The sequence below is a fragment of the Kitasatospora sp. NPDC057223 genome (assembly GCF_042669755.1).
Lineage (GTDB): Bacteria > Actinomycetota > Actinomycetes > Streptomycetales > Streptomycetaceae > Kitasatospora.
The window spans coordinates 12443-32991 of the sequence record NZ_JBHUWW010000101.1; the positions used below are offsets into that span (position 1 = coordinate 12443).

General features: G+C 69.7%; 16 protein-coding genes and 1 pseudogene. 6 read left to right on the forward strand and 11 right to left on the reverse strand.

Translation table 11 applies throughout. The annotated features are described in order from the left end of the window. Positions 1 to 290: 290 nt before the first annotated feature. The 6 genes from ACFUK0_RS28870 to ACFUK0_RS28895 form a co-directional block, all read right to left on the reverse strand. The gene (locus ACFUK0_RS28870) at positions 291 to 1766 is read right to left on the reverse strand and encodes a hypothetical protein (protein ID WP_380255327.1); all 1476 of its coding nucleotides are present in this window, start codon (positions 1764 to 1766) and stop codon (positions 291 to 293) included. A gap of 139 nt (positions 1767 to 1905) precedes the next feature. Further along, positions 1906 to 2154 (reverse strand): hypothetical protein, encoded by a 249-nt coding sequence (locus ACFUK0_RS28875; protein WP_380255329.1) that lies wholly within the window; start codon positions 2152 to 2154, stop codon positions 1906 to 1908. Positions 2155 to 2694: 540 nt separating this feature from the next. After that, positions 2695 to 3099, reverse strand: coding sequence for a DUF6009 family protein (locus ACFUK0_RS28880; RefSeq protein WP_380255331.1), 405 nt, complete (start codon positions 3097 to 3099; stop codon positions 2695 to 2697). After that, positions 3096 to 4697, reverse strand: coding sequence for a phage/plasmid primase, P4 family (locus ACFUK0_RS28885; RefSeq protein WP_380255333.1), 1602 nt, complete (start codon positions 4695 to 4697; stop codon positions 3096 to 3098). Before ACFUK0_RS28885 ends, ACFUK0_RS28880 begins: the two co-directional genes overlap by 4 nt. Next, positions 4694 to 5698 carry a bifunctional DNA primase/polymerase gene (locus ACFUK0_RS28890; RefSeq protein ID WP_380255353.1) on the reverse strand — a complete coding sequence of 335 codons (1005 nt, stop codon included), beginning with the start codon at positions 5696 to 5698 and terminating at the stop codon, positions 4694 to 4696. The genes ACFUK0_RS28885 and ACFUK0_RS28890 overlap by 4 nt, the downstream gene beginning before the upstream one ends. A gap of 986 nt (positions 5699 to 6684) precedes the next feature. Continuing rightward, on the reverse strand, positions 6685 to 8712 hold the full coding sequence (locus ACFUK0_RS28895; protein ID WP_380255356.1) for a HelD family protein: 2028 nt from the start codon (positions 8710 to 8712) through the stop codon (positions 6685 to 6687). Positions 8713 to 9225: 513 nt separating this feature from the next. Between ACFUK0_RS28895 and ACFUK0_RS28900 the strand changes: the two genes are divergently transcribed. From ACFUK0_RS28900 to ACFUK0_RS28910, 3 genes are all read left to right on the forward strand, one after another. After that, on the forward strand, positions 9226 to 9768 hold the full coding sequence (locus ACFUK0_RS28900; protein ID WP_380255335.1) for a hypothetical protein: 543 nt from the start codon (positions 9226 to 9228) through the stop codon (positions 9766 to 9768). A 78-nt stretch (positions 9769 to 9846) separates the two neighbouring features. Further along, the gene (locus ACFUK0_RS28905) at positions 9847 to 10371 is read left to right on the forward strand and encodes a hypothetical protein (protein WP_380255337.1); all 525 of its coding nucleotides are present in this window, start codon (positions 9847 to 9849) and stop codon (positions 10369 to 10371) included. Between the two features lie 641 nt (positions 10372 to 11012). Next, on the forward strand, positions 11013 to 11372 hold the full coding sequence (locus ACFUK0_RS28910; RefSeq protein ID WP_380255338.1) for a hypothetical protein: 360 nt from the start codon (positions 11013 to 11015) through the stop codon (positions 11370 to 11372). A 386-nt stretch (positions 11373 to 11758) separates the two neighbouring features. On the opposite strand, the gene ACFUK0_RS28915 is transcribed toward ACFUK0_RS28910, so the two are convergent. Next, on the reverse strand, positions 11759 to 12199 hold the full coding sequence (locus ACFUK0_RS28915; protein ID WP_380255340.1) for an SRPBCC domain-containing protein: 441 nt from the start codon (positions 12197 to 12199) through the stop codon (positions 11759 to 11761). A 100-nt stretch (positions 12200 to 12299) separates the two neighbouring features. Here ACFUK0_RS28915 and ACFUK0_RS28920 point away from each other — a divergent pair, with 100 nt between their 5' ends. Continuing rightward, the gene (locus ACFUK0_RS28920) at positions 12300 to 13007 is read left to right on the forward strand and encodes a TetR family transcriptional regulator (RefSeq protein WP_380255342.1); all 708 of its coding nucleotides are present in this window, start codon (positions 12300 to 12302) and stop codon (positions 13005 to 13007) included. Between the two features lie 1134 nt (positions 13008 to 14141). Here the strand turns inward: ACFUK0_RS28920 and ACFUK0_RS28925 are convergent. Both ACFUK0_RS28925 and ACFUK0_RS28930 read right to left on the reverse strand, forming a co-directional pair. Then, entirely contained in the window at positions 14142 to 14447 is a 306-nt protein-coding gene (locus tag ACFUK0_RS28925; RefSeq protein WP_380255344.1) for a hypothetical protein, read from the reverse strand. Positions 14448 to 14467: 20 nt separating this feature from the next. Beyond that, positions 14468 to 15157 carry a DUF6308 family protein gene (locus tag ACFUK0_RS28930; RefSeq protein WP_380255345.1) on the reverse strand — a complete coding sequence of 230 codons (690 nt, stop codon included), beginning with the start codon at positions 15155 to 15157 and terminating at the stop codon, positions 14468 to 14470. 539 nt (positions 15158 to 15696) lie between these two features. Between ACFUK0_RS28930 and ACFUK0_RS28935 the strand changes: the two genes are divergently transcribed. After that, the gene (locus tag ACFUK0_RS28935; protein WP_380255347.1) at positions 15697 to 17256 is read left to right on the forward strand and encodes a bacterial transcriptional activator domain-containing protein; all 1560 of its coding nucleotides are present in this window, start codon (positions 15697 to 15699) and stop codon (positions 17254 to 17256) included. 117 nt (positions 17257 to 17373) lie between these two features. Then, positions 17374 to 18174 (forward strand): prepilin peptidase, encoded by an 801-nt coding sequence (locus ACFUK0_RS28940; protein ID WP_380255349.1) that lies wholly within the window; start codon positions 17374 to 17376, stop codon positions 18172 to 18174. Positions 18175 to 18539: 365 nt separating this feature from the next. On the opposite strand, the gene ACFUK0_RS28945 is transcribed toward ACFUK0_RS28940, so the two are convergent. After that, on the reverse strand, positions 18540 to 19904 hold the full coding sequence (locus ACFUK0_RS28945; protein WP_380255351.1) for a hypothetical protein: 1365 nt from the start codon (positions 19902 to 19904) through the stop codon (positions 18540 to 18542). A 163-nt stretch (positions 19905 to 20067) separates the two neighbouring features. Next, a pseudogene (locus tag ACFUK0_RS28950) lies at positions 20068 to 20549 on the reverse strand (hypothetical protein); the annotation flags it as partial.

The following is a 20549-nucleotide window of genomic DNA, read 5'->3' on the forward strand; positions in this document are numbered from 1 at the left end:
GAGGTCACAAGAACGATGAGATCGCCCAGCTCAAAACCGACGTGCAAGGGTTCCTCGCGGAGAACACCAGGCTCATCCTCGAGAACCAAGAGCTCCGCGACGTGCTCAGCGGCAAGGCAACCAACGTCACACCACTTCGGCCCGGCACAGGCCGCTGACCGGCTGTGGACTGCACGGTGTGCTGGCCAACCGCCACCCGCCTGACCGAGGCGGCCCGCCGGGCGCCCAACCTGGCTGAGCGGGAACACCTGTTGCGGCAGGCGGCCCGGCTCAAACTCCCTTCCGATGGTTCAGCAGTAGCCGTCCAGGCGGGTGCACCGGCCGGGCGTGTGGTTGGGCCAGCGGCGGCGGGCCTGGTCGGAGGCGGCGGCGCGCAGGTGGTCGAGCGCAGTGCCGCCGGGGTAGCCCCGGAAGTCGGTGTACCAGGACCGGCGGTGGTACTCGTTCCAGTAGCTCACTACGCGGCGTTCGGTGCGGGCGAAGAACTCCGGATTGTCCACCACGAACTGTCCGTACACGGAGTGGCCTTCAGATCCCGGCACTAGCAACTCCCGGTAACCGTCCCGGAGATCGGTCAGGATCTCCAGCACGTACTCGCCGAGCAGTTGCACGGTGTAGGGCGTCACCCACGGGGCCGTGGAGGTGAGGAGCTGCGCGAGGTGGCGCTGTCTGACCCGGCCGTCGTGGTGGCGGGTGTAGAGGCAGTGCAACAGCTGACGCTGCTGAGGCGGGAGCGACTCGACCGTAGTGGATGGCAGTTCGCCGTGGTAGATCCGCGAGGGGATGGCAAGGTCCTCAGCTTCGACCCGGACCGTGAAGGTGCAAGACCGGTGCTTCGCCTTCGGGAGGAGTGCGAGCACGGCGCGGGCATCGGCGGCGAGCTCGTGCGGGAACGCCGAGACCAGGGACTCCCGGCCGTCGCGGTCCGCCTGCTCCGGCTCCCGTTCGACCGGGCCTCCGGTCCCTCGCGGCATTCCGACGGCCCCGGGGACGTGGCGTTCGGCGACGGCCATCGCCAACCTCCGTAGCTTGGTGAAGTAGGAAGCGCAGTAGGGCTCGTGCATCAGGGATATGGCCTTGTCGAGGGCGTTGATGGAGCCCCAGAGCTCGCCCGTCCAGGTCTCGTCGAGGGTGTCCTTCAGCTCGCGGTCGACGAGGCCGGCCACCCAGAGATCCACGCCGACCAGATCCACCCCGGCCGGCTCCGCGGCCTGGAAGCCTGGCGGGAACCGCATGTGCCGGTGTTCGTCCCGCAGCCGGACCAGGGAGTCATCGTCCGGGTCCGCTGGCTCCGCCACTGGCCCGAGAAGTGCGGCTACCGCGTCGAAGACGGCCCGGACGCTGGCGACTGCGCCGCTGGGGTGACACGCAGCGCTCGTCCGCTCGCCCCTGGCGAGATCGCTGGGCAGCGCCAGCGCTCGGTCCAGTGCACCGGCGAGGTCCGTCGTGAGGTGGCCCTCCGCCGCGGCCCGCTCGACCAGGTCCGGCAGTGGTCCGCGGTCGGCCAGCCGCTCGGTGAGGGCGAGCTCCAGCGCGACCAGCGAGTGGGTGACCGCGACGGTGGCGAACTCGTACCGGTAGAAGGAGAACCGGAGCAGTTCACGGCTGGTCCCCAGGGCGCTCATCACGGCCATCGGTGCGTTCGCGGGCACGATCAGTTCGGCGATCAGCTCCTCCATGTCCTCGAAGTCGGGGACGAGGAACTCGCTGCGTGGGTCCGGCGGCGCCAGGCGGAGTGGGCCACGAGAAGTGGTCAGGGAGTTCACTGGTGCAGTCTGGCCGCCGGGTGCGGCCGTGGCCAGCGGATTTCCGGCACTGGATGACCGCTCCGGAATCAGCCGAGGACGGCTTCATAGCCGGCACCAGCCTGACCCTCGCCCCCAACGTCACCCTGACAAGCCGAAGTCAGTACTGCAGCTTCAGAGGGCGGCTCCGCGCCATAGATACCTGCTGATCACGGCTTGGGCCACCCGCCCTCGGGACAAGCTCAGCCCAACATGCTGACTTGACAGGGAAGACGATGCTGATGCGGTCGCCGGAGTCGGCGGCGGGGTCGGTGCGGGCGGTGTAGTCGTCGACTTCGGGGTCGGTTCCGCCGGGCACCGGGATGCCGAGCCGCGGGCGCGGGGAGAGGCGCTCGATCAGCTTCTCCACCGCGTCCAGCTCGCCGGGGGCAGGGTGGCGAGGGCGGCTTCGGTGGCGTCGGAGAGGAAGAGGTGCAGCGGCGTGGGCTGCTGTTCGGGTTGGTCGGTCACCGGTTGCTGCCGGCGGCGCGGATTCGGGTGAAGGTGTCGGCGGCGGGGTCCAGTGTTGGCCGCCTAGGGGGCGGCGAGGGGGGCCATGGCTTCGGGGCTGGTGCGTTAGGACGAGTCGGTGGCGGTAGGTGGTGATGACCTCGGCGACGGCGGCGAGGTCGCCGATCGGGGAGGAGTCGAGGGCTGCGGCCATGTCCCGCTCGAGCTGTTCGCGGTCGCTTGGCAGTCCATAGGGGCCTTGAGTCGCTGAGACTCCAGTCGCGCACTGTACGAAAGGTGCTGGTCAAAGCGATGCCACCGCAACCACAGCGACCGAAGCGACTCAATGCCGCAATCATCGGAACAGCCCTGCCACCCGGGCTTTGCGGCGCGCAGAACGCAGTAGCTACCCCGCCCCCGCCTGGTGCCTCTCCTTAGCCCGGTCCGATCCGACCGCGGATCAGGCTTTGGGAAGCGTTATCCCCAGTTCCAGCATCGCCGGCGACGCAGGCCCGCCTTCCGAACGTTCCGTCTTGTAGCCCTTGACTCGAGGTGCCACGGTCCGGGGGTCGATGGCCTCTGACGGCGCTCCGGTGGAGTAGAGGCCGGCGGGCTGCTCGTCCCGGTCGTGCGGCAGCAGCCAGAAGACCCGGCGGCGGAACGTTCCGGAGGCCCGGGATGCCTTCGCGTCGGGACCCAGGATCGCGTAGCCGACCATCCGGCCGTCCCGGTGGTAGGCAGGTCGGCCTCGGCGGGAGGGCAGCCGCTCCAGGGACTGGCGGACGTAGTCGAGCGGATCGATGTCCTCAAGCCACACGAGATCGGTCTCGTGGGCCAGCTCGGCCGGGTCGATCAGGGCGCTCACGACTGCTGCTCCTCGGCGTCGGTATCGGCCAGCAGACCGATGCCCGGGTAGTACTTGCGGGAGTTCGACAGGACCATGCCCTTGGGCGAGGCCATGCCCAGAGTGTCGCGCACCCGGGCGGCGAAAGCCCGGGCGGACACCGGATTAGCTCCCTCGAAGCCGCACCAGCGGGTGTAGGCGCCGAAGAGCTGGGCTTGTTCGGCGCGCATGCCTTCATCGAGCTTGCAGGCTTCGGTGAGGAAGCGTCCCACGTGGTCCTCCGTCTCGGCGTAGGCGTTGGTGGCGACCTGGACGCGCTGGGGGCCGAGGAGGTCCTTCTCGCCGGCGAAGTAGCGGCGGGCGCCGTCGATGAGCCAGGCGAGGATGCCCGGGCCTTCCTCGGCGACCAGTACGTTCGCCAGGTTGTCGATCTTACGGGCCTCGGGGACGACCTTCTCGAAGGGGATGAGGCGCATGCGGCGCCAGAAGGCGAAGCCTCCGGTGCCGACCTCGGGGCGGTGGTTGCCGAGCAGCCACAGTTTGTGGGTGGGGGCGAAGGAGAAGAAGTCCTGGCGCATCCGTCGGGCCTTGATCTTGTCGCCGCCGGTCAGGAGTTTCACCCGGGCCTCGTCGAAGCGGTCGCCGGGCTTCAGTTCGGAGCAGACGATGATGCGCCGGCCGTGGAGTTCGGCGAGGTCGGTGGGGTGGCCGTCGAAGGCCTTCGCCATGAGAAATCCGGGCGGGGCGGCGTCCGCGTAGTCGCCGAGCAGCTGCAGCATGACGTCCAGCAGCACGGACTTGCCGTTCTTGCCCTGCCCGTACAGGAAGGGCATCACCTGTGCGCCGACGTCACCGGAGATGGAGTACCCGAGGAGCAGGTGCAGGAAGTCGGCAGTCTGCCGGCCGTCGCCGTCGGTACCGAAGGTGTCGTCGAGGAAGCGCTGCCAGCGGGGGGTCGCCATGGTCCGGGGGGCGAGGGTGGTGGAGCGGGAGTGGTGCTGGGTCGCCGGGTCAGGGGGGACCATGGCGCCGGTGCGCAGGTCGACGACTCCGCCCGGGGTACACAGCACGTAGGGGTCGGCGTCCAGCAGGGAGGCGTTGAGGACCATGCCGGGGGCTGCCTTGGCCTGCGTGAGCATGGCACTCATGCCGGAGGTGGACAGGGCCCGGCGGCGGTGGCGGCGCAGTTCGGCGTTGGTGTGGATGCCCCGGGGGTCGTGGGTGGCGATGCTCTCCGCCATCTCACCGGCGGACCACAGGACGGCGTCGTCCTCGTCGGCCTGCCAGCGGTGTCCGGCCCACTGGTACCAGCCGAGCCCGGGGACGTGGCGGTAGTCGCGGCCGTAGAGGGTGACGAACAGTTTGGCGTTGCCCCGGTCGGAGAGAGAGTCGGGCAGCAGTCCGCTGCTGGTGACGCTCTCCGGGACCGCGGCGGGGACAGCGACCGCAGCGACTGGAGCGACCGAAGGCGGCAGTTGGTCGAACAAACTGCCCTGTCCGGGCGGCAGCCCGGGTCCGGTGGTCTGCGGTGGCACAGGTGCGGGCGTGGGCGGGTTGAGGATCTGCTGAGCGACGGCCACCGGGTCGAAGCCTCCCTCTCCGGGCGCGCTGGTGGTCATGGACGTCCTTCGGGATGGAGCGGACGGCGTGCACCAGCGGCCAGGCCGCTGCGAATGATCTGCGCTGCACGGCGTTCCTGCCCGGGGCGGGCGGCAGCGGCAGCCTCGGTTAGCATTCGCTGCGCCTCGGCCTCTGCCAGATAGCCGGCGGCGGTGAGGCCCCCGGCGGTGAACGCGGCACGGTTCAGCTTGTCGGAGAATCCGGCGCCTTGGGCGAGCAGCTGGCAGGCGGTCACCTCGCTGAGTGCGGTCAGCAGCAGCCGATCGGCTGCGGTGCGGCCGCCCCCGGCGGCAAGGACGGCCTGCCGCCCTCTGGCGGGCATCTCCCGGGCAGCGGGGCGGGCAGCGGCGAGGGCTTCGTCGTGGCCCGTGCGGCCGAGTTCGTGGGCGAGCCAGTCCGGGAGCAGCGCGGGCTCACGGGGGCCGCTGACGGGCTCGTAGACGCCTGCGGCGGTGGCAGTGCCGGGGGCGATGATGTAGCCGCCGTGGGCCCGGATGTCGACCTGCCAGGCGAGGGCGCGGCCGGTGCTGGATCCGCTGGAGCAGAGGAACTTCCGGCCGGCGGGGGCGCGGTACCAGAGGTGCAGGCCGCCCGCGGGGGTTCGTACCCGTAGGGTCGACTCGTCGGCGGCCGGATCGGGCTGGCCCCGTAGCGCTGCCAGCAGGGCGAGGGTGTGGTAGCCGTTGGCGAGGCCGGTGAGGTCGACGCCGTCGTGTATCGCGATCCCCGGGAGAACCCGGTCACGCGCCGGAACTGGATCGTCGTGGGCGTCGATGTCGATGACGACCAGGCCGGCCGGCCCGCATGCCACAGCGACTCCCAGAGCCGCGTTGGCGCCCCACCAGCGCTCGATGAGGGAACTGTCCGTCGAGGCCGCGTGGAAGCCGTGGCACCAGCGTCCGGCCTTCCGGCAGGGACAGGCGGCCGGCCGGTGACCGGGTTGCTGACAGTCCACGCAGTTCCCCGGCGGGGTTTTGCCTCCGGGGATCAGCGGGTGCACCGGCCAGCCCTGCGCCGCGCACCACCGTGCGACGGCCAGCGACCCTGGCCGGGCGGGGCGGAGGAGGCTCTCCTCCAAAGGCGGCGTCACGTCGGCGTTTCCCGATCCGTCCTGCGGCTGGCCACGCGTCGGCATCGTCGGTCCCGCCAGTGCCTCGTTCAGTCGCTGAACAGAAAACGCCTGGTCAAGAGTATTCAACGCTGACGGTAGCGACCGAAGCGACTCAAGTTCCAATATGGCTAGCAAAGACTAGCCGAGCTGTCGCTCGGTCGGGGGCAGGACAGGCACTCACCCTGCGGGCAACACATCCCGGCAGCGACCGAGGCCTCCCCCAGCGACTGAGGAGCTTCAGTCGCTACCCTCGTCCGTAACCACAAAACTGCAGGTCAAAGCCCTGAAGGCAACAGAATAGCGACTGAAGCGACTCAAGCACGGGTCTATCACGCACACACGCACACGCGAATGTCATCATAATCCCGACCTTGAGTCGCTTCAGTCGCTATTTGGTGGTCGCCGAGCCTTTGACCTGCAGTTTTAACCAGCGACTGAAGGCCAGTGACTCAACAAGCGACTCAGTCGCTGGCCCTTCCCACCGGCGTGTCGCCCCATGTACAGCGACTCAAGCCGTCCCCCGGACGACAGGAGTCCGTCCCGCAAGGCCTTGGAGACGGGCCCCGTCGATCAGATCCATCACCGGGCCGCTGTCCCCGGGCCAGGATCTTTCATACGACCCAGTCACCGATCTCCGAGTCGTCCGGCCGCCGACCTTCCCACAGATTGCCGCCGTAGCTTTGGCCACGGTGCTGGTCGTGACCACGACGGCCGGTTGCAGGCGTGAACGTCGCGGCAAGCGTCGTTGACCTTCCGGATGTCCTGGAAGTCGACGAGGATCCGTGGCCCGTAACGACTGGCGTGAACCAGGATCCGCTGGCCAGAGCGGCACCAGGACGTCTGTGGCGGCGCCGCGACGTCGAGTCGTCGAGTCGTCAGGCGGGCTGGACGGAGATGGTGCAGAGGCGCTTGGTGGCCCGGGTCAGGGCTACGTACAAGTCCCTTTCCCCCCAGGGGCGGGCCGTGCTGATCTCCTCGGGGTTCATAACGACGATCCCGTCGAATTCCAGGCCGCGCGCTTCGGATGCCGGCACGATGCGCGCGTGGTGCCCGATGCCCCGGGCCGTCAGCTCACTGACCCTGGTGTCCGCGCAGATCACTCCCAGAAGCTCGTCCGGATGTGCGGAGCTCTGGGCGCGGAGTTCCTGAACGACAGCAGTGAGTAGTCCGTCCGGAGGTGTGGTCACGGTGCGAGGGCTTTCACCGCTTCGTAGCGAGCGTGCGGGCTCCTGGTCCGGAGCGATCCGTAGGAGCAGGTCCCGAACGCTCTCCAGGATCTCCTGGGTGGTGCGGTAGCTGACGGTCAGGTTGTGCAGGTCGAACCGCTGTCCGACGTGGGGGCTCAGCGCTTCTTCCCAGTCGCGTGCTGTCGCGACCGGGCCCGCCTGGGCGAAGTCACCCACCAGCGTCATCGCCCTCGCCGGGCAGCGCCGGACGATCATCCGCCACTGCATGGCGGTCAGTTCCTGCGCCTCGTCCACGACGACGTGCCCGTACGTCCGCTCGGGTGGGCCGTCGAGCAGGCACGCCGCCTCGTCCAGCAACGGCACGTCGGCATCGGTCCACCGGTCGTCCTGACCGCGCAGCAGTAAGGACCGCTCCTGCACGGTCAGGCGGGGCAGGTACTCGGCGAGGGCACCGGGGTCCGTCAGGAGTGCCTTCACGAGGTCACCGGGTGCCAGCCGCGGCCACAGTACCTCGACCGCCCGTTCGACGCCGGCGTCGTCGAGGAGATCGGCCCGGATGGCGTCCAGGTCCAGCTCGTGTGCCGGACCCGAGTCGACCACACCTTCGGCCCGGCGCTGGGCGGCTCCCGTGAACCGGTCGAGGTCCATGCCCGTCATCCTGGCGGCATCGGCGTCGATCTGCTCCAGGAGGTCGCCCATGTCCCGTTGCACTGCGTTGGTGACGGCATCCACCAAGAGCTCCCCGAACACCTGACGTGCGGGATTGTGTCCCGGTGCGGCTGCCACCGCGGCGTCCCGTGCCGCTGCGACTTCCTCTCCGGACAGGCGGACCAGTTCCTGTCCGACCCGCACCGTGAAGTCACCGGCTGGGGCCTGGTGGGCGCGCATCAGGCCGGCCAGGGCGTCGGCGAGGTCGGCGCCGCCCTTGAGACGCGCCGTGTCAAACGGGTCCACCCCGTCGGTGGACACCGCGGCCAGTTCCCTGCAGGTCGCCAGGACGACGTCGTTCTCTCCGAGCGAGGGAAGGACCCGGGAGATGTAGTCGAGGAACCGGGTATTCGGGCCCACCACCAGGACACCTTCCTGCGCGGCGCGCGGGAACGCGTACAGGACGTAGGCCGCCCGGTGCAGGGCGACCACTGTCTTGCCGGTGCCAGGTCCGCCCTGCACCACGGTCACCCCGCGGTGGGCGGAGCGGACGATCGCGTCCTGTTCGGCCTGCAGCGTCGCGACGGCCGCCTGCATCCTGCCCGTACGCCGTGCCGACAGGGCCTCGGTCAACGGACCGTCCCCCACGACGTCCTCGTCGGTCGGGGCGCTCCCGTCCAGCAGTTCGTCGCTCACCGAGATGACCGTGCGCTCCGCCAGGCGCAGGTGCCGGCGCCGCCGCAGGTCCATCGGGTGGGCCGGTGTCGCCTCGTAGAAGGGCCGCGCCGCGTTCGCGCGCCAGTCCACGAGCAGGGGCAGGTCATCCTCCTCCGTATGCAGTCCGATCCGTCCGATGCGCAGGGCCGTGCCGTCCGTCCAGTCGATGCGCCCGAAGACCAGCCCCTTTTCTGCGCCCTCCAGCCGGCCGATCTCCTTGGCCAGACGCTCGGCGGCGATTTCTCTCTCGTACACCTCACCGGCGCTGCCCGCTGGGGCCTTCAGCACACTCGCCCGGTGTACGTGTGCCTCGGAAAGCCGCTCGGTGAGCAACTCGTACAAGGAGGACACATAATCCCGCTCCGAGTCAACCGCACGCACAGCGGGATCATTTGTTTTCGACAACAGTGGGCTCCTTCGATTCGAGCCACACCATACGGTCAAAATTCCTTGAAGGTAAGTCTTGACTTACCTTGTTAATCCATGCCCTTGCGGCTCAACCAATGATGATTGACTGTGCGGTCTATCTTGCATTTCGCCGTTCCGCATATTCCAAATTGTGCATACGATGCCTGCCGACCTTACGGGCCAGCCCCCTCCTGAATTCCGGGCGGCAGGTTTCCGGGACCGGGAAAAGGGTGCTCTACGGCATCCTCGGCAGGCCCCCCGGAGCGGGGCCTGCCCAGTCGGATCCACCCGGGCCAGAGCCGAACCGACGGCCGCTACGACGAACTGGACGCGTTGCCGGCACCGCACCGCCAGGTACCGGACGCCACCGCTCGGCTTGTCGGTGAGCTTCGGCATCGAAGCACGGTAGCGATATTGGAATGCCGCGAGACCGGTGACAGTGGATACTGCCTCACTGTGGAAATCATCACCGGCGAGCTGCAGCGCCTTCGATACGGCCCCGGAGGGCAGGACGACCACCAACTACGTCCGTTTCTCGTCCGCGTCCGGTTCACTGCAGAGGATCCGACCCGGGTCATAGCCAACGCGAGAGCGGTCCTGACGCAGGTGGTCGTACAGGCCGACTGGCCGGCATTTGAGCTGTGGCCGCGTCTGCTGCCGCCTTGGTTCATCCAGCGGTGCGCGCCCGAGTTCCAGGAGCCGGAACATGGCGAGCCCTTCGATGCCGAGGCGTGGCAACGCCAGTGGCGGGCGATGACGCCGGAGCAGAGGGCGGCTGTCGATCAGGGACCGTGGACGCTCTCGGACTGGCTCTACTACTTCGACCCGACCGAGGAAGGGATGGGCGACGACCGCAGCTGGTGGTGGTGGGACGCGAGAGCAGATGAGTCAGGCAGCGGCTGGGTGCAGGTGGCCACCACCGGCTGGCCCTTCGGCAGCGGTTCACTGTCCTCGCTGATCGAGGCCAACGGCGGCGCGGATCTCGTTTACGGGCCTTGAGCAGCCACTCTCCAGGAGAACCCGCCGGATGGCTCGATTTCGCCCGCGACCCACCCGGCCCGAGCTCGCGGTGGGATCGTGACCGCCGTGACTGTCGAAACGACCACCGAACTGCCCCAATACCGCAGGGGCACACGCAACCTGACCACGGCTCAGCGCCTCATCTCCGAGATCCTCGCCGACCTGGCCGATGCCCTCTACGAGGACTCTCCGAAGATGACCCGCGAGGAGTCGGTGGAGACCGCGGCCCGTCTGCTGGGCGACCGCCCCACGGTGTTGCTCCGGCACGCGCAGGACCTCTGGGACGCCCACACGGACCTCACCTGGAACCAGGCGATGAACGGCGCCGCCATGCGGCTCGGCAACCTCCAGCCCCCACCCACCGGAATTCCGCGCGGCCTTCCACGCGGGTTCCGGATCGACGCGTTAGCACTGATCGGCGGCCCCGGCGGCAGCGGGCCCAGCCGACGGAGCGCCGGGCCTGACCGGGTAAACCCGGGACCCGATCCTCGGTTGCGCGTTGTCCGGCACGACCGGGAACCGACCTGCCCGCGGACGAGGCGAGTCGACGAGTTCACCAACTGCTTGCGGGCGGCACCGTAGACCCGCTCGGTGCCGCCCAGGCACTCTGGGCACGCTGATGACAGCGGCACACCGCCCGGGCCACGCTGGAGATTCGCGGGCCGGCTGCCCGGTAGCCGGCCTTCCGAGCACCAGGCAGCCGGGGTGCGCGGGACACGGCTGGCCGGAGGTCTGGCCCGCGGGACCGAAGCCACTGCGCCCGTCGGCGGTCCGGTCCTACCAGGTCGGCCCAACACGCCGTCGATAAGGAGCCGAGTTCCTCGTACCAGCAGCGACACCCCCCCGGCGAGCCGTCTGTCGTCCGGGCCGAGGTCGTCGTCACCGGCGAGGCGGCCGAGGCGATCACGGCCTTGGCCAAACTTCTGGGACATACCCCGGAGGAGCCCGCGATCGAGCACCCCGCCGGCGTCCTCCCGATCCAGACCGGCCCGAACAACCTGGACTGGCGCCTGTTCAACAGCGGTGAGCTGAACGCTCAGGAACTCAGCACCCCGCACCTCGGCCCGGAGGACCCCTTCCGGGACGGGTCCGAGGGGCGAGCGGCTCCCTCCTGGCCGTTACAGACACCTCGGTCCTGTACTCGGCCTTCGATCGTCGCGACCGCGACCACGCCGCCGCCCAACCGGTCCATGGGGGCCCTGTAGATCCTGGTGGCCTCCCCGATGGCCCTCGCCGAGCTCGACTACCTGCTCACCGCGAAGGTCAGCGAGCCGATCGCCATCGAGGCCGTGAAGCGACCCAACGCCCTCCCCCAGCTGGGCACCGGGCGGACCCCGGTCATCACCACCGATCTGCAGCGCCAGGAGAAGGAGCTGATGGTCCGCTACGAGGGGCACGCCATCGGCGTGACCGACATGATGAACGCCGAGCTCTGCTGGGAACTCCAAACACCGGTGATCCTGTCCCCGGACCGCCACTACAGCAACGTGATCGCCCCCGCCGACCGGGCGAGAAGCCGCCGGAGGTCCTGCTCGCCCGGACGTAGGAGCCTGCTGCGCGCCCGGCGTGGCCGACTCCGCTGAGCGGGCAGCCGCAGCCCAGAACTTGCGGCCCGTAGGGGTGCCCCGCCGGTCAGCGGGTCGAGCACGCCGGACCGCGCTTCGCGTGGCTTCCTACGGGTGTGGGCACACTTCACTTCCGCACCTCCCTCGGCGCGTGCCTGGCCGAGCGGTTCGAGCTGCGCCGCAACTGGCCCGCCCGATACCCGGTCACCGTCACCGCAGCCGTGGTCATGGCCGAGATCCTGCCCGAGCCCATGCGCGGAGATGGGTGCCGCACGGAAGTGCCGCGACGCGGCCCACACAGTGGGCCCCCGGGGCAAGGGCTGCTCGGGCCGCAGAGCAACGATCGGGCGTCGGCTGCCCTGGTCGTCGATGTCGTCCAGGACGGCGGTCAGGCCCTCGATGAGCTACTTGGTGCGCAGGTCGTCGAGCACTGCGGTCAGGCCCTGGGTGAGCATCTTGGTGCGGACACTGCCCAGGATCCTGGCCATGAAGAAGCCGCCGGGGCCGGTGAAGCCGGTGTGGTCGTAGATGAAGCGCGTCCCGGTGCCGCGTGCCTCTATCCGGTAGGCGACCTCGGTCACCGCCCCGCCGCCCTCGTCCTGCCACGAGTAGCGCAGCAGCGAGGGCTCGCACACCTCCAGCACCTCGCACACCACCACGCCGCTCCAGCCCGGCTTGGGCTTGGCGACGAACTTGAACCGGGTGCCGACCGTGGCCGCGAAGCCCTCCGGGCGCGCGCCGGCTCCGGTCGCGGTCCACAACGGGATCAGCTCCGGGTCGGTGACCGCGCGCCAGACCCGCTCCGGGGAGTGCGGGTAGTCGCGGACGATGTGGATCTCACTCATGGGACGCTCCTCAGCGACGTAGGTGGCCAGATGCTATTTTTACGGCAGCTGAAAATTTACTGTAGCAGAAAAAATATGGCGGCTGGACTATGCTTCGACCATGAGCATGCGCACTGTGGACTGGACGACCCTGCGCCCCCGGGCCCAGGAGCCCGCAGCCGAGGGCCTACGGGAGCGGAAGAAGCGGCTGATGCGTCAGCAACTGTCCGACACGGCAACCGAGATGTTCATGGAGCGGGGCTTCGACGCCGTCCGCGTCGCCGAGATCGCCGAGGCCTGCGGGGTGTCGGAAAAGACAGTCTTCAACTACTTCCCCACCAAGGAATCACTCGTCCTGGACCTGGGCGAGGCCACCCTGGAGTCCTTGCGCACGACGCTGGCCGATCCGGGACTGCCACCGGTCGAGGCGGCACGCACGATCCTCGCCCGGGAACTGCAGGGCCTGACGTCCTGGATCGCCGCCCAGGCCGACCCGATCCAGGCGAAAGCCGCGCTGGTGCGCTTCGGGATACTTATTCGCTCGGCCCCGTCCCTGCGCGCCTACCAGCGCGACATGGCCGACCGGCTGATCGCCGCGGCCACCGAGATCCTGGCCGAGCGCACCGGCATGAACCCGGACGACCCCGAACCCCAGATCGCCGCGACCGCCCTCCTGGGACTGTGGCCCGTCCAGTTCCAGGCCCTGCGCCGGCACCTCGGACGCGACCTCACTCCCGCCCAACTCCACCAAGCGATCACCGCCGACGTCGCACGCGCCGCCCGACTCATCGAGGCCGGACTGAACACGCTCGAACCCGCCACGGCATGACCCTCTCCCAGCATCGGGAACGCGGATTCGAAAACACGCACTGCCCTCCGAGACGACGACGCCCCCCAGGACTCCAGCCGGCTCCGGAACGGACCCAAAAGCCGAAGGGCCGGTAGGCAGTGAACCCACCCACCGGCCCCACGGGCGGCTCCGGAGCCGGCTGCGACCGGGGCTCACCACCGCTCCGTCCAAGGAGCTGGGCCTGCAGGTCGACGGTTGCGGTCAGCGGGCAGTCCGCAAGCCAGTCCCGTTCACGCAACACCCGCTGAGCATCACTGGCAGCCCGACCGGGCCCCCAGCGGGACGGCATTGCCACGCGCCACCGCGGCGGCTGTCGCCAGGAACCAGGACCGGGCTTACCCCGACCGGTCCTGTGCGGACGGGTCGGCGAGGTGCTGCTCGGCCACCCCGTCGGATGCCTTCACCACGACGGCAGTGATCGGGGTCAGCGGCGGGAGGCCAGGCCCCGGACGCGGGCGGCGGCGCGTCGGAGCAGGGCAGCCCCCAGATGAAGGGCCCGCGCGGGATCAACGCTCGGAGGTCATGGAGGCAAAGCCTTCCCGCAGCCCCGTAGCGAGTTCTGTTTCAGCCACGCCGAACAGGGAGATCAAATGTCCGCCCACGAGGCATTCAGGCGACCGCCAGAGAGAGTTTCAGCGTGTCCGCTCACACCAGACCCGTAGGCGCGTAGCTGGACAGGGAGGCACACCGGCTTGCACCACCACACCTCAAGGCCGCACGCCCTCAGCGCCGTAGCGAGCGCCGGGCGCATCACGGACTCGACGGATCCACGCAGGTTCCAGGCGGCCCGGCCAGAAACGGCGGCGAGACGCCAGCAGGGGTTCCAGCCGGAATCGGGGATGCCGGTGGTGTCGTCGTCGAAGTCCAGAGGCGGACAGGGGCGCAGGACGATACCCGGGTCGCCGCCACGCTCGGCGACGGGCAGGCCGGCGATGGCGGCGCTGCGCCGAAGGGCGGCGGTGATGTCAGGGTTGATGCCAGGGACGACGGGAGCGGGGCCCGTAGCGCGTAGCTGGGCGGGAAGGCGAGCTCGACTACAGGTGCGGAGCCGTGGCCGACCCGGATCGCCCACAGGGTGGAGCACTGCGCGGGGGGGCACCCGGGCCGAGAGGATCACGGGCAGGGCGTGCTGGACGGCGTGGACGACGAGCTGCTGCGCGCGGTGGGCAGGTACCTGGTGCCGTTCGGTGGCATCGGACCGAGCGCGTTGGTGAACCAGACCGGGAGGAGGCCAGTGCCGGCGACGGCAGTGCTGATGCGGGCACGGGTGATCTGTACGAGCTGGTCATACACTTCCTCGCCGGCCTCGGAGGCTTCGGCGAGGGTCTCGTCGAGGCCCTGGCCACGGTCGAGAACGGACCAGGTCCTGCGAACGTCACGTACACCGCAGCAGCGGTTGGTAAAGCCTGTGATTCTCATTCAGCATGCTGCTGCTGACATCAGCGAGGGCAGTCGTGCCCCTGCGCCCTGTGCCCCATCCACACCGCCACGTCAGCCACCCGCAGCGCACTGACCGTGTCCGGCAGACCGGCGATCTGCCGCAGCTCGAGCAACTGGCGGTGCAGTGCACCGTCGTCCTCGCGCAGCGCGGCGTGAAGGCCCAGCCAGAACGGGCGAGGGTGACCCAGAGCACAGCGCACCACCCTGTCGTAGACGGGTAGCAACTGCGGGCGCTTACGAGCCAAGACCTTCCCTGCGATCACCCAGCCAACGTCGTGCTGAGATTCGAGGAGGTTCCATGCCTGGTCGGCTGGCGACCCTGGGGCCAGATCGGACACATCGGCATCAGCCATGTCGATACCGGTGGGGATCGCGTGCAGCAGGCTGGCCAGCCGTGTGCCGAGGCCGCCTTCCAAGAGCTCGAGCGCGACGGGTACGGGGACAGTGACCGACAAGGTCTGCACCGCGATCAGGTCCTCGGCCATGATCCGGTCGGCGTACTCGGGCCGGTCTCCCCCGCCGCCCAGAAACTCGAACCGGCTCCCCGTGAACGGTGCAGCAGCAGGCACGAGGGCGGCTCCGTAGTAGCGGCGAAGATCAGCAACCGCACGCGGATCGGTGGTCCACGCACCCAGCCGTTCTGCCAGCAGATGTGGGGATGCAGGTGCGTGTGTCTTCGCTCGTCTCATGACCGTAGCCTGCCCTACGTTCGGCTTGGCTCGTCGACCTTCGTCAATACGCTGCTGGTTCAACGAACGGTTTGTTGGCGCTGGCTGTCCCCCGGCCCAGTTTGGTGCGCGATGAGCACCACCAGCATTGATCGTCCCGACGCGCGAGGAGCGTTGCCCGTTCTCGGGTGCGTGAACGGTGCAGCACCCCTGCGATGTCCAGGTCATAGTCGTGCAGGCAGCTGACTGCGTGTAGGAAGTGGCTCAAGGCCTCGCCCACGGCCCCCAGGTTCAGCGGGGCGGCAGCCAGCTGGGCCAGGGAAGGGCGAGGGGGAGGTCAGGCGCCAGGGGTAACCCGCGGATGGTGGGGCCTCAGGGGTGAGCGCGCCACCCTGCTGAGCACCGACGAGGCCCGCAACGTCCCCGCCCCCTACCCCGGACTCGCCACCATCGGCACCGACCCCAACGGCGTCCTGCTCCTCACCAACCTCCCGCAGAACGGCGTCCTGCTCCTGGACGGCGACGAACAGCAGGTCCGCGAAGTCGCCCGCGGCATCGCCATGGAAGCCGGCACCGCACTGTGGGCCGACCACATCGAGGTCATCACCTCAGGATTCGGCCTGGAACTGCAGCAACTCCTCCCCCAGTGCCGCGTCATGTTCGTCCCCCACCTCGCCGGCGCCACCGCCGACCTCGCACGCGTCCTCATCGAGGTCCACCAGGCGCAGCACGAGGGCGGCATCGAGCCGCTGCCGTGGATGGTCGTGTGCGCGGGCACCCCGTCGCCCGAGGAGCTGTACGAGTTCGCCGATGTACTGGGCAAGGTCCCGGCCGGCCAGCGGATCGCCGCGGTCATCCCGGCAGCCGGACCCGCCCGGGCCCTGTTCCCCGACGCGCAGGTGCTGGACGCCTCGCTGGTGACGCAGGCGCAGCCGCTGGAGGTGCTGGACGGTGAGGTCGTGCTCCAGCGCGTCACCGACGAGGCGTACCGGCAGCTGACCGCGACGCTGACGATCGCCGTCCAGCCGCCCGTCCCGGCCGAGGGCGTGTGGGGGCAGGTCCCCGACCCGGACGCCCCGCAGTTCGGCCCCTCCGCCCTGCACCGCCCCGGGCCCCCGGCGCACCTCTCGCTCCTGCCCTCCCCCGCCGGAGCGCCCGAACCCACGACAGGTGCAGAGACCGAACCGACCTCCAACCCTGCTCCCGACCCCGCTTCCCCTCCGGCCACGGCACCGGACTCCCTGCCGGTGCCCGCGCAGAACGCGCCGGACGCCGGTGCACCCGGCGACGCCTCGCAGCCTGTCGCGCCCGTCCGTGTGAAGGAGCGCCCCCGGGTGAGCATCGTCCGCGAGGGCGACATCCCGACCGGCCCCGCAGCTCCGCAGGTACAGGTGCTGGGCCCGCTGCGAATCACCGGCATCGACGACGCCCCCATCCAGCCGCGGCTCGTCCTGCTCGCGGCGCTGCTCGTCTTCAAGTCCGACCGGGACTACGGCGCCATCGCCAACCACATGGACCCCGTCAACCCGTGGACGCCCAGCACCATGGACACCCACATGTCCCGCCTGCGCCGGCGCCTCGGCGTCGACAGCACCGGCGTCCCCTACCTGCGGACCAAGCCCAAGGGCGTCGAGCAGTACTCCATCTCCGACGAGATCACCTGCGACTACGCCAACTTCGAGCACCTCGCCGAACGCGGACTCCCACGAGAGGCCGCCGGCGTCCTCGACCTCGAAGCCGCACTGCGCCTGGTCCGGGGACGGCCCTTCGGCGGAGCCGGAGCGCACACCTGGGCCGCGCCACTGGTACAGACGATGAAGACCAAGATCGTGAAGGTCGCCCACAGCGTCGCCTACCAGCGCATCCAGGACGAAGTCCTCGACATCGACGCGGCCCGGCACGCGATCAGCGTCGGCCTCGACGTGGAACCCGCCGCGGAGATCCTGTTCCGGGACTGGATGCGCATCGAGGTCAGGGCCGGCAACCACACCGGACTGCAGGAGGTCATCAAGCAGGTCCGGCAGATGGTCGTCGACATGGACTTCGACCACGTCGACGACAAGACGGAAGCCCTCATCCAGAAGCTCACCGCCACCAGCGCAGCGGCCAACCGCCGCTGACCCCTGCCACGGGGCCGGCCGGTACACCCGGCCGGGCCCGCGCGCTCCCGCCACCCGCCACCCACCACCCGCCACCCACCACCCGCCACCGCCCGTCATCCGCCCGGAGACCACCCCGTGCCCCACACCCTCGCCATCGCCCTCACCGCGGCCGCCGGACTCACCGCCGGCGCCTTCCTCGTGCGCCCCGCCGTCTTCGCCCACACCACCGACGAAGGCCTCCGCACTTCTTGCCCGACCTGCAACAACCCTCTGCTCCGCGCCGGAACCGCCCCCTACCTGCAACTGGTCCTCCACCGACGCTGCGCACGGTGCGCTGCGCGGCCGGCTGTCGCGGTGCTCGGCGCCACCGCATCCGGCCCGGCCGTGGCCGGGGACGCCCGCCCGGGCGCTGTCGGTCCGCTGCCGCTGGTGCCCGAGGCGCTGACCGCGCTCGCCCTGGCCGGGGTCGTGGCGGGCGGCGCCGACGGCTGGCTGCTGGCGGCGCAGCTGTGGCTGGCCCTGGTGGGGAGCGCCCTGGTGCTGATCGACCTGGCGGTGAAGCGGCTGCCGGATCTCCTCACGGCGGCCGCCGCGATCGGCGCGGCCGCTCTGCTGGGCGCGGCGGCGGTCGCGGGCGGCGAGTGGGCGGCACTGGGGCGCGCGGCGGCGGCCGCCGCGGTGGTGGGTGCGGTGTTCGTGCTGCTCGCGCTGTTCGCCGGGCTGGGCCTGGGGGACGTGAAGGTCGCGCCGACACTGGCCGGGCTGCTCGGCTGGCACAGCTGGACGGCCGTGTACTGGGGCATCGCCGCCGGCTTCCTGCTCGCCCTCCTGCACGGCGTGGTGCTGATGCTCGCCGGACAGCGGCGCGGGACCGACATCGCGTTCGGCCCCGCGCTCCTGATCGGCGCCGTCGCGGCGTCGGTCACCATCGGCTGAGCGGCGGAGGAACCGGCCTCGGGACTGGTGAGCTCGCATGTCACTGTGTCGCGTATTCGTGAGTCACACCCGAGCTTTCGTCACATTGCGTGACGGCTATGCCGCCCCTGCATGACGTAGCGAGCGGCAGGTCCTGCCGTCTCGTGGCAGAGATGCCGGTCGCCGGAGCACTGCACGGAACGGATGGCGACAGCGAAGAGTCCCGAATTGAGTGGCGCTCCACGTCGTAGCCGTATGCTGCGGCACACTCCAGCACTGCTGCCGGCTTCCCGACAGCTGGACACCCGGCTCTAGCCTGAGTACAGCCGAGGACGCGGGCCTGGGGGCTGCGAATCATAGCGAAGTCCTCTACGGTATCGGGTAGTTCAGGACTGCTCGGCTTCCTGAAAGCCGATCTGACCTGCCAGTGCGTCGTACTTGTACCAGTCCGTGAGTGCGGCCCCCCGGACTCGCTTCACGAACTCGGTCCAGGCCGGGTGGCCGTGGAGCTGAGGGGCCTGCGTCCACAAGAGCGCCGCGAGTTCGGGCATCTTCGCCGCCTCCCGGCACTGCGGGTTCTCGGCCCAGGCGGTCAGAATGTCCTCCAGTTGCTCGGGCTGGATGAAACGGGCGACGGGAATCACGGTCCCCTCGGTGAGCTCCTCGGCGCTGCGGTAGCTGCCAGCCTCGATCAAGATCTCCGCCACGACGCCAGCGAAGTAGGCGCAGGGGTACGACCTGACGAGCAAAGACTTGACGCTCGGGTCGAGTTTGGCAAACGCTCCGGACAGGGCAGGGATGCGGGCCCGGACCGCGTCGAACCTGACCAGGGCGACCGCGATCACGTTCGCCATGGACACCTTCGAGGCGGAGATCGGCATCTGCTCGACGTAACTGTTGATCTGCTGGCACACCGTCGCGTCTAGCGCTTCCGTGAACACGTCGAACGCGCCCAGGCGGCCGATTCCATTGAGCTGCTGCTCAACGGACAACTCGTTGAACTTGCTCATCACCTTGGCGACGGTCTCCCGCACGGCGTCGCGGTCGTGCTGGGCGAAGGCGACCAAGCAGAGCGCATGCCGGTTGGCGGCCACCTCCGCGGAGATTCCGCTGTCTTCGGGTACCGCCAGTTCGAGCATGGCGTGCTTGGCCGCGGTGCCCACGATCAGCTTCCACGCACTGGACTTCACCCGCTGGGCGAACATCTGCACCAGATAGTCGGCGTTGCCGACGAAGGAGCGGTCACCCACGTGGGCGATGTACCGGTCGAACGCCTTGCGGCCCTGAGTGGGCGGGTGCACCAGCAGGGCGTCCAGCGCGGACACGAGGTGGGCCCGCGCGTACTCGCCGCTCGGGACGAACACGTCCCCGAGCGGGCGCAGGGAGGGGTGCGCGCATAGGTTACGGTCCTGCTGCAGGCGCTCCAGCTGCCGGTGCTCGATGAAGTCAACGAGCTCCAAGTCGAGCGCGTTCTGCAGGAGCCCGCTCTCCACCTGTTGCATCGTCTTGACCGCTTCGGCATCGGCCTTGCTGCGGGCCGACTCGATCTTCCTGACCACCCCGGCGGCCGTACCGTCGCCGTCCTCGGCGAGCTGGTAGAGCTTGTGGATGATGTCGGCGCAGACTGCGGTCCAGGTGGCCACGATGGCGGCCCGGGGGGTGCCGGTGCTGTGGCACCGGTAGGCGTCCGCGACCAGCGGCCGGACCTCCTGGTGCCAGACTCGGGTGATGCGCTCTTCCAGGTTCAGCACCAGCTGCTCGCCGTTCTGTCGGGGCCCGCACGGTGCGGGCCTGCCCAGCGGGCAGCCGGGCGTGGAGTTCTCGTTGTCCTATGTATAGAGGGCGGACGCCCTGGCGGGTGCCAGGTTTCCGACAGCGCCCACTGGCCCTTCGGATACTGGTGGGCTCGCGCCTTCAACTGCCGTGGGTTCCCCAAGGAGTCCAGCCCGCTGGTGCCCGGGTGTGGTCGCCTGCGGCGTATCGGCCCCTGGTTCCGCCGTTCTCTCGGAGGAGTCGGCTGGTGGTCTTGCCGTGGTAGCCGAGGGCGTCCGCGACGACGGGGGCGGGAAGTTCGAGGAGCTGCTGTCGGAGGGCGGCGCCGCGGGCAGCGGCGACCGGGATGCCGACGATCTCGCCCAGGAGCGCGGACAGGTGGTCGGGGCGGGCTGGCTGGCCGGCCCGGCGGCCGGGGAAGAGCCAGCGCGATGCCTGGTTGGTGGCGGTGTTCATGTTCCCGCGGTCCGCGATGTACGCGAGCAGCAGGGCTGCGACCGGTGAGGGGATGGGTGAGGCGGGCTCCCCAAGCCGGAGAACCACCGGCTCGTCGGCAGCCGGCCTGTTCCACACGGACGACTCGACCGGATGTTCCGGTGCTCGGGGGTGCGGCCGGGCCGCAC

What these genes read in the sequence shown, in the direction of transcription:
- ACFUK0_RS28935 (WP_380255347.1), top strand. Translation starts at nt 15,697, where the DNA reads ATGGAAGCCGGCACCGCACTGTGGGCCGACCACATCGAGGTCATCACC.
- ACFUK0_RS28925 (WP_380255344.1), bottom strand. Translation starts at nt 14,447, where the DNA reads ATGAGAATCACAGGCTTTACCAACCGCTGCTGCGGTGTACGTGACGTT.
- ACFUK0_RS28930 (WP_380255345.1), bottom strand. Translation starts at nt 15,157, where the DNA reads ATGAGACGAGCGAAGACACACGCACCTGCATCCCCACATCTGCTGGCA.
- ACFUK0_RS28915 (WP_380255340.1), bottom strand. Translation starts at nt 12,199, where the DNA reads ATGAGTGAGATCCACATCGTCCGCGACTACCCGCACTCCCCGGAGCGG.
- ACFUK0_RS28885 (WP_380255333.1), bottom strand. Translation starts at nt 4,697, where the DNA reads ATGACCACCAGCGCGCCCGGAGAGGGAGGCTTCGACCCGGTGGCCGTC.
- ACFUK0_RS28920 (WP_380255342.1), top strand. Translation starts at nt 12,300, where the DNA reads ATGAGCATGCGCACTGTGGACTGGACGACCCTGCGCCCCCGGGCCCAG.
- ACFUK0_RS28910 (WP_380255338.1), top strand. Translation starts at nt 11,013, where the DNA reads ATGGCCCTCGCCGAGCTCGACTACCTGCTCACCGCGAAGGTCAGCGAG.